Origin of the sequence: Actinophytocola xanthii (assembly GCF_001921205.1) — a bacterium.
GTDB lineage: Bacteria > Actinomycetota > Actinomycetes > Mycobacteriales > Pseudonocardiaceae > Actinophytocola > Actinophytocola xanthii.
Window position 1 is genome coordinate 128,687 of sequence record NZ_MSIE01000001.1, and the last position, 11,484, is coordinate 140,170.

An 11,484-nucleotide genomic window follows, 5' to 3' on the forward strand; every position below is an offset into this window, starting at 1 on the left:
CCGGGTGGGTGTGGCGGGGCTGGTGCTGGCGGCGGGGGCCGGGCGCCGGTTCGGCATGCCCAAGGCGCTGGTGCGCCACCGGGGCTCGCTGTTCGTCGAGCATGCCGCGGCGGTGCTGCGCGCGGCCGGGTGCCACCCTGTGGTGGTCGTGCTCGGTGCGTCGGCCGACCGGGTGCGGGCCGAGGCGGGCCTGGCCGGGGCCGCGGTCGTCGACAACCCGGGGTGGGCCGGCGGGATGGGCTCCTCGCTGCGGGTGGGGCTCGCCGAGCTGGCCGACAGCGACGCCGAGGCGGTCGTGGTCCTGCCCGTGGACACCCCGGGGGTCACCGCGGCGGCCGTCGGGCGGGTCGCGGCCCTGAGCGGACCGCACGCGCTCGCCCGGGCGACCTACCACGGCGAGCCGGGCCACCCCGTGCTGATCGGCCGGGCGCGCTGGGCCGAGGTCGCCGAGCAGGCGACCGGGGACGCCGGGGCCCGGCCCTATCTCGCCGCACACGGCCCGCTGGGGGTGCCGTGCGAGGACGTCGCCGCCGGGGAGGACGTGGACCGCCCGGAGGACCTGCCGCGCTGAGCGCCAGGCCGAGACGTCAGGCCGAGACGTCAGGCCGCCGCGGGCTGGTCGGCGAACTGGGTCCGGTACAGGTCCGCGTACCTGCCCTTGACCGCGAGCAGCGACTCGTGGTCGCCGCGCTCCACGATCCGGCCGTCCTCCACGACCAGGATCTGGTGTGCCGCGCGCACCGTGGACAGCCGGTGTGCGATGACGATCGCGGTCCGCCCGGCCAGCGCGCCGGTGAGCGCCTCCTGCACGGCCACCTCCGACTCCGAGTCCAGGTGCGCGGTCGCCTCGTCGAGGATCACCACCCGCGGCTGGGCCAGCAGCAGCCGGGCGATCGTCAGCCGCTGCCGCTCACCCCCGGACAGCCGGTAGCCGCGCTCGCCGACCACGGTGTCCAGCTCGTCGGGCAGCGAGCGCACCAGGTCGGCGAGCTTCGCCCGGGACAGCGCGTCCCAGATCTCCTCGTCGGTCGCCTCCGGCCGGGGGTAGGCGAGGTTGGCCCGGATCGTGTCGTGGAACAGGTGCCCGTCCTGGGTCACCACCCCCACCGTCGCCCGCAGGGCATCGAACGACAGCTCCCGCACGTCCACGCCGGCCAGCCGCACCGTGCCCTCGTCGACGTCGTAGAGCCGGGGAACGAGCGCGGCGACCGTCGACTTGCCCGCACCGGACGAGCCCACCAACGCCACCATCTGCCCGGCGTCGGCACGGAAGGAGACCCCGTGCAGCACCTCCTCGCCGCCGCGCCGGTCGAGCACCGCGACCTCCTCCAGTGAGGCCAGCGACACCTTCTCCGCCGGGGGGTAGGCGAACCGGACGTCGGAGAACTCGACGCTCACCCCGCCGGCCGGCACGTCCTTCGGCGCGTCCGACTCGGTGATCATGGGCTTCAGGTCCAGCACCTCGAAGACCCGCTCGAACGAGACGAGCGCGGTCATCACGTCCACACGCACGTTCGCGAGCGCGGTGAGCGGCGTGTAGAGCCGGGTCAGCAGCAGCGCGAGCGCCACCACGGTGCCCGGGGCCAGCGCCCCCGTGATCGCGAGGTAGCCGCCGAGCCCGTAGACGAGCGCCTGGGCGAGCGCCGACACCAGCGTGAGGCCGGTCATGAACCACCGGGTGAGCATGGCGGTGCGCACGCCGATGTCGCGGACGCGGGCGGCGCGGCCGCCGAACTCCTGCGCCTCGGCCCGCGGGTGGCCGAACAGCTTGACCAGCGTCGCGCCCGGGGCGGAGAACCGCTCGGTCATCTGGGTGGTCATCGACGCGTTGAGCCCCGACGCCTCCCGCTGCAGGTCGGCCATCCGCCTGCCCATCCGCCGCGCGGGCAGCACGAAGACCGGCAGCAGCAGCAACGCCAGCGCGGTCACCTGCCAGGACAGCGTCATCATCACCGCGACCGAGAGCACCAGCTGGATCACGTTGGTGACCAGGCCAGCCAGGGTCGAGGTGAACGCCCGCTGCGCCCCCATCACGTCGTTGTTGAGCCGGCTGACCAGGGCACCGGTCCGGGTACGGGTGAAGAACGCCACCGGCATGCGCTGCACGTGCTCGAACACCGCGCGGCGCAGGTCGTAGATCAGGCCCTCGCCGATCCGGGAGGACTGCCAGCGCTCGGCCAGGCCCAGCGCGGCGTCCAGCACGGCGACCCCCGCGATCGCCACCGCGAGCCACACCACCGTCGACACCTCGCGGCCGCCGACGATGACGTCGACGACCCGTCCGGCGAGCAGGGGCGTCGACACCGCGAGCACGGCCGAGACCACCGTCAGCGCGAGGAAGACGACGAGCTTGCCGCGGTGCGGCCGGGAGAACCGGAACACCCGGCGGATCGTTCCCTTGTGCAGTCCCCTCGGCGCGTCCGCGGCGCGCATCGCGCCGCGCATGAAGTTCCAGCTGCCTTCCACGTCGTCCCTCTTCCTCCCCCGGCCCCGCGTCGACGTCCCTGTCGACCCGCCTCACCCAACGCCGGCGGATGCGCCCGGCTTCCCCGTTACCCGCTGAGCGAACAACGCGACCTGGGTCGGTAACCTGCCCGCGTGGACCGGACCGGGCAGCGAGCACGCCGGCTCGACCTGGTCTTCTACCTGGTGAGCCTGCTCTTCGCGGCCGGAACGGCGTTCTTCTCGGAGTTCTACGGGTATCGGGTCTGGGGCAACTTCGCGTCGGTCGGCTACCTGCTGGCCGCCGTGCTCACCTGCCTCGTCCTATTCTCCAGCACCGGTCCGACAGTCACCTCGAACGCGCTGGTCAGGGCCGCCTGGTCGCGCTGGACACCGATCGCGGTCGTCGGCCTGCTCGCCGGCGTGGTGCCGCTGATCGTGCTGGTCCTGCGGCGCTCGCCGAGCTTCGTGTGGGGGAACTGGCCGTGGTCGTTCCCCTCCCAGCCGGAGGTCTGGGTCGTCGAACGCTCCGCGCGGCTGCTGTTGGAGCACGGCACGCCCTACCCGGACCTGACGGCGCTGGACCGCCCGCCGCACCCGGACGACTACACGCCCTACGGGCCCTCCATGACGCTGTTCGGCCTCCCGCGGGCGCTGCTGGGCGACGGCGCGTTCACCGACGCCCGGATCTGGTTCGCGCTCGGCACGGTCCTGGTCATCGCGCTCGCGCTGTACCTGCTCGGGCGCCAGAAGGTGCCGGTGCGCGCGGCGCAGCTCGCCGCGGTCAGCCCGCTCACGCTGTTGACCGTCGTCGTCGCCGGCGACGACATCCCGGTCATCGCGCTGGTCGTGCTGGCGACCGTGCTCGCCTTCCGTGTCGGACCGGTCTGGACCGGCGTGGTGTGCGCGGTGATGGTCACGATGAAGCTGACCGCGCTGCCGGCGGTGGTCGTGCTCGCCGTGGCGGTGGCCGCCAGCGGAGGCGCGCGGCGGCTCGCGGCGTTCCTCGGGGCGCTGGTGGCGACGTGTGCGGTCGTCACGGTGCCCGTGTTCCTCGTCGACCCGACGTCGTTCGTGGAGCACGTGATCCTCTACCCGGCCGGCCTCGGCATGGCGAGCTCACCGGCCGCGAGCCCGCTTCCCGGCCACCTGGTCGCGCAGCTGGGTACGGTGGGGCACGCCGCGGCGCTGGTGCTGCTCGCCGCGGCGGCGGTGGTGATCGCCGGCTGGCTCGTCCTGCGCCCGCCCAGGGACCCCGCCGACGTGATGCTGCGGATCGCCACCGGACTCGGCGCAGCCATCACCCTCGCGCCGGCGACCCGCTGGGGATACCTGGTGTACCCGCTGGCGCTGCTCGGCGCGATGCTCGGCTTCGCTTCCCTCGGTGGTTCGCCCGGCGGAACGACGAGACCAACCTGGACGACCGCGGGCACGACCGACGAACTGGTCGCGGACCCCGACTCCCGCGGCATCCGGCCCTGACGGGTCCTCTACTTCTTCTTCGTGCGCGTCGCCCCGCCGCGGCCGCGCAACGTCACGCCGGATTCCGACAGCACGCGGTGTACGAATCCGTACGAACGGCCCGTCGACTCGGCGAGCGCGCGAATGCTGGCGCCCTTCTCGTATTTCTTCTTGAGGTCAGCGGCCAGCTTGTCGCGCGTGGTGCCGGTGATCCGCGCGCCCTTCTTCAGATCAGCCACGTCGTCCGCCTTCCGTAACGTGTGACGGAGGTTTCTGATACATCTGCCGTGGCAATGATCGAACACCGCGGCGTGGAATGCCAGGCGAGATCGAAAATAGCTATGAACTCGCTCACCCCGTCCGGGGCGCATCAGGCCAGCTGAACGAGTTCCAGGTAGTCCGCGGACCAGTGATCCTCGGTACCATCGGGCAGCAAGATCACCCGTTCGGGTGCAAGTGCTTCCACCGCGCCCGGGTCATGGGTAACCAGGACGACGGCGCCCGCGTAGTTGTGCAGGGCCTCCAGCACGCGTTCCCGGCTCGCCGGGTCGAGATTGTTCGTCGGCTCGTCGAGCAGCAGGACGTTGGCCGCGCTGGACACCAGACCGGCCAGCGCCAGCCTGGTCTTCTCCCCGCCGGAGAGCGTCCCCGCCGGCTGGTCCAGCTGCTCGCCGGTGAACAGGAACGTACCGAGCAGCGACCGCAGCTGCTGCTCGGGCGTGTCGGGCGCGGCGTGTCGCACGTTCGCCCAGACCGAGGCCTGGTGGTCGAGCGTCTCGTGCTCCTGGGCGTAGTAGCCGATCCGCAGGCCGTGGCCGGGCACGACCTCCCCGGAGTCGGCCTCCTCCATCCCGCCGAGCAGGCGCAGCAGCGTGGTCTTGCCGGCGCCGTTGAGCCCGAGGACGACGACCCGGCTGCCCCGGTCGATGGCCAGGTCGACGCCGGTGAACACCTCGAGCGACCCGTAGCTCTTGGACAGGCCCTCGGCGGTGAGCGGGGTGCGCCCGCAGGGCGCGGGCTCCGGGAAGCGGATCCGGGCGACCTTGTCGGCCTGGCGGACCTCGTCGAGCCCGGACAGCAGCCGCTCGGCGCGCTTGGCCATGTTCTGCGCGGCGACCGCCTTGGTGGCCTTCGCGCGCATCTTGTCCGCCTGCTGCATGAGCGCCGAGGCCTTCTTCTCGGCGTTGGCCCGCTCCCGGCGCCTGCGCTTCTCGTCGGCCGCCCGCGCGTCGAGGTAGCGCTGCCAGCCCATGTTGTACAGGTCGACGACGCCGCGCACGGCGTCGAGGAACCAGACCTTGTTGACCACGTCGGCGAGCAGCTCGACGTCGTGGCTGATCACGACGAGCCCGCCGTTGTACCCCTTGAGGAACCCGCGGAGCCAGGTGATCGAGTCGGCGTCGAGGTGGTTGGTCGGCTCGTCGAGCAGCAACGTCGTGCCGGCTCCGTTGCCTCCGCCGGACTCGGCCGCGGCGAACAGGATCCTGGCCAGCTCGACGCGCCGGCGCTGCCCACCGGACAGCGTGGCCAGCGGCTGGGCCAGCACGCGGTCGGCGAGGCCGAGGTTGGCGCAGATGCGCGCGGCCTCGCTCTCCGCGGCGTAGCCGCCAAGCGCGGCGAACCGCTCCTCGAGCCGGCCGTAGCGGCGGACCTCGCGGTCGCGGTCGCTGTCGGCGGCGTGCTCGGACATGGCCGACTGCGCCTTCTCCATGTCCCGCAGCAGTTGGTCGAGCCCGCGTGCGGAGAGAACGCGGTCCTTGGCCGTCACGTCGAGGTTGCCCTCGCGCGGGTCCTGCGGCAGGTAGCCCAGCTCGCCGGCCCGGCGGAGCTCGCCCGCGTAGGGTTCGCCCTCACCGGCAAGCACGCGCAGGGTGGTGGTCTTGCCGGCGCCGTTGCGGCCGACGAGACCGATGCGATCGCCGGGCTGGACGCGCAGCGTCGTGTCCGAGAGCAGGATTCTCGTACCGGCGCGCAGTTCGAGGTCGGTGGCGGTGATCATCGTGTGACAGACTCCGGGATCTGGTGTTGGGCAGGCCTCGTCCGCTCGCCGGTCGCGACCGGCGAGCCCACCTGCGGCCTAGTCCGTCCGCACCACCACGTCGTCGAGTGTACGGGTCGGCGGCAACCGCTTTACCGGCCACTCGTGCCCTAAGCAGTCGCTTAGCTAGAGTCTGGACCCATGACATCGGACTTCACGGGCAGGGTCGCACTGGTCACGGGCGCGAGCCGCGGAATCGGGCACGCGATCGCGGTGGAGCTCGCCCGGGGCGGCGCGGCCGTGACGATCTCCTCCCGCAAGGCGGACCAGCTCGAGGCTGCGGCGCAGGAGCTGCGGGCCGCGGTGCCCGGCGCCAGGGTGCTCGCGGTGCCGGCGAACACAGGCGACGACGAGCACCGCGCCGAGGTCGTGCGGCGCACGGTCGAGGAGTTCGGCCGGCTGGACGTCCTGGTCAACAACACCGGGATCAACCCGACCTTCGGGCCGCTCGCCGACGCCGACCTGGGCGCGGTGCGCAAGCTCTTCGACGTCAACGTGGTGGGGGCGCTGGGCTACGTCCAGCTCGCGCTCAAGGCGTGGATGGCCGAGCACGGCGGCGCGATCGTGAACATCGCCTCGGTGGCCGGGCTGCGCTCCTCCGGGGTGATCGCCGCGTACGGGGCGAGCAAGGCGGCGCTGATTCGGCTGACCGAGGAGCTCGCCTGGCAGCTCGGCCCCGGCGTCCGGGTGAACGCGGTGGCGCCCGCGGTGGTGAAGACGAAGTTCGCCGAGGCGCTCTACACCGACCGCGAGGAGCAGGCCGCCGCCGCGTACCCGATGAAGCGGCTCGGCACCCCCGAGGACGTGGCCGAGCTGGTCGCCTTCCTCGCCTCCGACCGGGCTCCCTGGATCACCGGCGAGACCGTCCGCGTCGACGGCGGCCTGCTCGCCACCGGCACCCTCGGCTGACCGGTCCCCGCACGCGAAAGGGCCGCCGCCGGCGTGCTGCCGGCGGCGGCCCGTTTCGTTGCGGTCAACGCCTACGGCGTGACGTACCCGTTGATGTGCAGCGAGACCGCGCGGATCGAACCGGTGTCGGCCCGCGCGACGTCGAACGCGCTGAACGTCCACGCGCCGTCGACAGCCTCACCACGCAGCCCGGCGAACGGGTCGATCGGGCGGTAGGTGCCGGTGAACGGCGCGTCGCCCGAGCCCACCGAGGAGAACGGCGCCTCGGCCGCGTCGTCGAACACGACCTGGCAGAGGTTGTTCCCCCCGGCGCCGGCCCCGCCGAACACCTGCGCCGTCGCCCCGGACGGCGCGGTGAGCACGCCGACCAGGTCACCGACGTAGGTGTGGTCGATGCCGACGGTGGTCGCGCCGATCGCGGTCGAGCAGGTCGTGCCGTCGATCGAGAACGTCAGCTTCGACGCCCGACCGACCCCGCTGACCGGGATCTGCACGCTCGCACCCACGGTGCTCGCGTCCGGGATCGCCACCGGCGCGCCGGTGTAGGCGAAGTCGACGGTCACGTCGGAGGGCCGGCCGACCTCGAGGCTGAAGGTCGTGGTGTTCGGCGAGAAGGCACCCGCGAAGGTGACCCGCGCGTTGAGCACCACCGGCACTCCCACCGGGTGCGACGTCGGCACCCTGACCTCGAAGGACCGGACGGCGGTCTCGCCCTTCTCGAGCGTCCCGTAGGAGCGCGAGCGCGGCGTGATGGTCACGCCCGGGGTGGGCGAGGTCAGCACGACGCTGGTGGACACCGCGGTGGCGTCACCGACGTTGGTGACCGGCAGCTCCACCGCCACCGTGTCGCCCGGGTCGATGTACTGGCCACCGTCGCTGGGCCGGATCTTCGGACCGCGGGCCTGGGCCAGCGGCTGCGGGCTCGCCCCGGTGTAGTCCAGCACCCGGTCGGCCAGCACCACGCCGTGGCCGCTGCGCCCGTCGACACCCTCCTCGACGATGTCGATCGCCGTCGAGGTCAGCGCCTCCCGGACCTCCGCCGGGTCGATGCCGGGGTTGCCGGACAGGACCAGGCCGGCGATCGCCGCGGCATGCGGTGCGGCCGCCGAGGTGCCGAAGAACGGGTCGAAGCCGTCCACGCTTGTCATGACGCCGTCCGCCGCGGTGATGTCCGGCTTCTGCCGCACCTCGCCGCCGGTGGAGCTGACGTTGCCCGGCGTGATCGGCGTGCCGTCGGCCTCGTAGAAGACCCGGCGCGGTCCGTCGGAGGTGAACCGCTCGACGGCGGAGTCCTCGTTGAAGGCGTCGGGGTAGGGCCCGCTCGGGTTCGGCGGGTCGCCCGGCTCCAGATCGAACGGCAGCGGCTCGTCCGCCGGTGCCGCGGCGACGCTGTACGCGCCCCGGGCGGCCGAGTGGCCGAACGTGACGCCGGGGGTGTTGAACGCCTTGAGCCCGTCGGCCGAGTCCGAGAACCGGCCGCGGAGCGCCGTCAGCGACAGGTACCGGTCGGCCCCGGCGAACTTGACCACCGCCAGCCGCAGGCCCGTGCCGCCGAAGACCGGGGTGTTCACCCGCTCGTAGGCGTCCTGGGTACCGGTCTGGTAGTCCTGGCTCGCGGCCAGCACGTTGCCCGCCGCGTCCAGCATGTACAGGTCGTAGTCGTTGCCGGACCGGCCGATCGGGTCGGACCAGTTCAGCAGCACCGGCACGCCCGCGGAGGACGCGTCGGAGATCGGCTGCAGCACCTGGGTGTTCGCCGAGGGGTCGAAGTCGTGGGCGTAGCCGGCGAACTTGCCGATCACCTGGCCGGAGTTGACGTAGTCACCCTCCCAGTGGCCCGCGGTGCCGTCGACGACGTTGCCCTCGTTGCCGGCCGAGGAGAAGTACAGGGCACCGTCGGCGATCACGTCGTTCACGGCCTGGGCGATGATCCAGTCCTGGAACGGCGCTTCCTTGAAGTAGATGATGTCGTCGACGATGATGTCGCAGTCCAGCTCGAACCGGAGCGCGCGGATGTTGTCCGCGAAGCTCGCGTCGCCGTTGAACGCGGTGGCGAAGCCCAGCTCGGCGGTCGGCGCGACGTCGTGGATGATCTCGAGCATCGCCGTGCCCTCGTCACCCGCTCCGGCCTGGGTCGGCAGCACGTCGACGGCCGGCAGTTCGCCGGCGGCCTGCGAGGTGCCCAGCGAGTCGATGCCGTCGGACAGCGCGCAGATCTTCACGCCGACACCGGTGACGCCGATGTCCCGGCGGACGCTGTCGGCGTTGTGGGTGCGGTCCCCAGCGCTGTTGACCGGTCCGGCCCGGTCGGCCAGGGCCGCGCGGGTGTTCTTCTCGATCCGGGCGCGCTTGGCCTCCTTGGACTCCGGCGCGGCCGGCTTGGCGTCCGGGTTGAGCTGACGCGCTGTCATCGCCCCGTCGGCGACCTCGACCTTGCGCACGTCGGCGCGGGCGGCGGTGCGGGCGATCGCGGACAGCGGCAGTTCCGCCCGGACAGTTCCGTAGCGTGTGGACACCGACTTCAGGGTGGCCCCCGAAGTGGTGAGCGCCTTGAGCAGGTCGTCACTCACGGTGGCACGGATGTCCACCAACGTCTTGTTGCCCGAGACCTCGACGCCGTTCTGCAGGCGCGGCAGTGCCGCGGTCGCGGCCCGGTTGCTTCGCGCCTTCAGCTCGACCAGCAGCTTGCTGTCTACTTTGGCTTCGGTGCTGGTCGCCGCCTTCTTCAGGTCCTGCAGAGCGCCAATCTGGCGGGCCGCGTTCTCCATCGCCTGTGAGGCCTTGCTGTCCTCGTCAGGCGGAGCGGCGACCGCCGGGCTGGCCAGCCCGACCACGGCGAGCAGGCACGCCGCGGCCGTCAGCAGGCCTCGGGATCTTCGTGATGCGTGTGCAGGTGTGCGCACGGATTCCCTCCGCGAATCCTCTGCCGTGCCCCGACACACGACAACCGACACCGGGTACCCCCCGGCTGGCTAAACGTATGGTCCGAAGCTTTCTCACACAGCGGCCATTCGGCTGAACCACACTCCGGGTACGTTACCAATTGCCGAGTGTTAACGAACTACAGAACGAAGGCGTCTGACCACGGTTGCGCACTACGCCCGGACAGCGCGTCCAACAGGGTCGCGGCCTGACTGTCCGTGAGCGACGCAACGAAATCGATCACTGCGCGTCCCCGTGCCAGCTCACGGATTCCGGCCTCACCCTCCGGTGCCTCGCCGACCGCGCCGACCAAAGTAGACATATCGGTCGCGGCCAGTTCTGCGTACTCGTGCTCGGCCAGCTCGACCAGGTCCTGCAGCCGGCGCGGCAGCCGGTCCGCCTCGTACCGGTCGGTAAGCCACTGCTCGAGGGCCTCCACCAGCGAGGTGAGCAGCCTGGCCTGGCCGCGCTGGTGCAGGGCGAGGTCGGGGCGGAGCAGGACGAACCGCCGGTGCACGAACTTGAGCACCTGGACCTCGTGCCACTGGGCCGGCCCGAGCAGGACGTGCCCCGAGCGGGTGGGCGGGTCCAGCACCACCCCCATGCCGGTGACCAGCCGTACCGTCCACCCGGAGGAGAACCGGGCTACCGCCTGCTCGGCCTCCACCGACCCGTCGAACGGCGCGACCAGGAGCCCGTCGACCAGCTCGTTGCGCACCCGCCGGACGGCCGCGACGAAGGCCTCGTCGTCGACGATCCACGCGTCGCGGCGGTGCAGCCGGCGGCGCAGCAGCTCGAGCGAGTAACCGGGCCGCCGGGCGTGAGCGGCGAGCAGCCCATCGTCCAGTTCGGCCAGTTCGAGCACGCCGGAGAGCCAGCGCCCCAGCTCGGCGGCCACCGGCGCGTGCTGGAGCACACCGATCCGGTGGAAGTCCTCGAGGTCGTGGATGGCGTAGGCGATGTCGTCGGCGGTGTCCATAACGGACGCCTCGACGGTCTGCTGCCAACTCTCCAGGCGGGCCGCGAACGGCTCGCGTGCCTGGGCCATGTCGTCGAGCTCGGTGACGTAGACGGAGAACTTGGCCGAGCCGGTGCCCCGCTCGCCCGGCGGCTCGGAGGCGCCGCGGGGCGGGCTGTCGAGGTGGCGCGGGTGCGGGTCGGGGTGGGTCAGCCGCGTCCAGGGGTACTTGAGCATCGCGGCGCGGACCGCGGCGGTCAGGTCGAGCCCGACCGCGCTCGGCCCGCCGGTGTCGGTCGTGGTGACGATGCGCAGGCTCTGCGCGTTGCCCTCGAACCCGTCCGGCAGCCCGAACCGGTGTCGGGCGAGGCGGTCCAGCACCTGCTCGCCGAGGTGGCCGAACGGCGGGTGGCCGAGGTCGTGGGCGAGACCGGCCGCGTCGACGACGTCCGGGTCGCACCCGCCCAGCTCGTCGAGCACCGGCGCGAGCCGCGGGTCCGCGCTCAGCTGCTCGGCGATGGCGCGCCCGACCTGGGCGACCTTGAGGCTGTGGGTGAGCCGGTTGTGCAGGAGCCCGGAGCCGCTGGCGCTGACGACCTGGGTGACCCCGCCGAGGCGGGCGAAGAAGGGCGAGGTCGCGACCCGGTCCCGGTCGGCGCGGAACGGGCTGGCGGCGAGGTCGCCGGCGGCGCTGCCCGATCGCCTTGCCGCTCGCTGCTCCGCGTGATCTCCCATGGTCACACCCTAGGATCAG

General features: G+C 72.4%; 8 protein-coding genes. 3 read left to right on the top strand and 5 right to left on the bottom strand.

Features of this window, described 5'->3' with window-relative positions; all coding sequences use genetic code 11:
• Positions 1–4 precede the first annotated feature (4 nt).
• On the top strand, positions 5–571 hold the full coding sequence (locus BU204_RS00650) for a nucleotidyltransferase family protein (RefSeq protein ID WP_198942715.1): 567 nt from the start codon (positions 5–7) through the stop codon (positions 569–571).
• Positions 572–600: 29 nt separating this feature from the next.
• Here BU204_RS00650 and BU204_RS00655 read toward each other — a convergent pair whose 3' ends face one another.
• A complete protein-coding gene (locus BU204_RS00655) occupies positions 601–2,445 on the bottom strand; it encodes an ABC transporter ATP-binding protein (RefSeq protein ID WP_408607977.1) in 1,845 nt (614 codons plus the stop codon).
• A 153-nt stretch (positions 2,446–2,598) separates the two neighbouring features.
• On the opposite strand from BU204_RS00655, the gene BU204_RS00660 reads away from it, so the two are divergent.
• Positions 2,599–3,924 carry a glycosyltransferase family 87 protein gene (locus BU204_RS00660; RefSeq protein WP_075123503.1) on the top strand — a complete coding sequence of 442 codons (1,326 nt, stop codon included), beginning with the start codon at positions 2,599–2,601 and terminating at the stop codon, positions 3,922–3,924.
• An 8-nt stretch (positions 3,925–3,932) separates the two neighbouring features.
• On the opposite strand, the gene BU204_RS00665 is transcribed toward BU204_RS00660, so the two are convergent.
• The gene (locus BU204_RS00665) at positions 3,933–4,142 is read right to left on the bottom strand and encodes a helix-turn-helix domain-containing protein (RefSeq protein WP_075123504.1); all 210 of its coding nucleotides are present in this window, start codon (positions 4,140–4,142) and stop codon (positions 3,933–3,935) included.
• A gap of 131 nt (positions 4,143–4,273) precedes the next feature.
• Entirely contained in the window at positions 4,274–5,902 is a 1,629-nt protein-coding gene (locus BU204_RS00670) for an ABC-F family ATP-binding cassette domain-containing protein (protein WP_075123505.1), read from the bottom strand.
• Positions 5,903–6,082: 180 nt separating this feature from the next.
• Between BU204_RS00670 and BU204_RS00675 the strand changes: the two genes are divergently transcribed.
• On the top strand, positions 6,083–6,850 hold the full coding sequence (locus tag BU204_RS00675; protein ID WP_075123506.1) for an SDR family oxidoreductase: 768 nt from the start codon (positions 6,083–6,085) through the stop codon (positions 6,848–6,850).
• A gap of 71 nt (positions 6,851–6,921) precedes the next feature.
• On the opposite strand, the gene BU204_RS00680 is transcribed toward BU204_RS00675, so the two are convergent.
• The gene (locus BU204_RS00680; RefSeq protein WP_083660910.1) at positions 6,922–9,714 is read right to left on the bottom strand and encodes a S8 family serine peptidase; all 2,793 of its coding nucleotides are present in this window, start codon (positions 9,712–9,714) and stop codon (positions 6,922–6,924) included.
• 197 nt (positions 9,715–9,911) lie between these two features.
• Positions 9,912–11,465, bottom strand: coding sequence for a deoxyguanosinetriphosphate triphosphohydrolase family protein (locus BU204_RS00685; protein WP_075123508.1), 1,554 nt, complete (start codon positions 11,463–11,465; stop codon positions 9,912–9,914).
• Between the last annotated feature and the right edge of the window lie 19 nt (positions 11,466–11,484).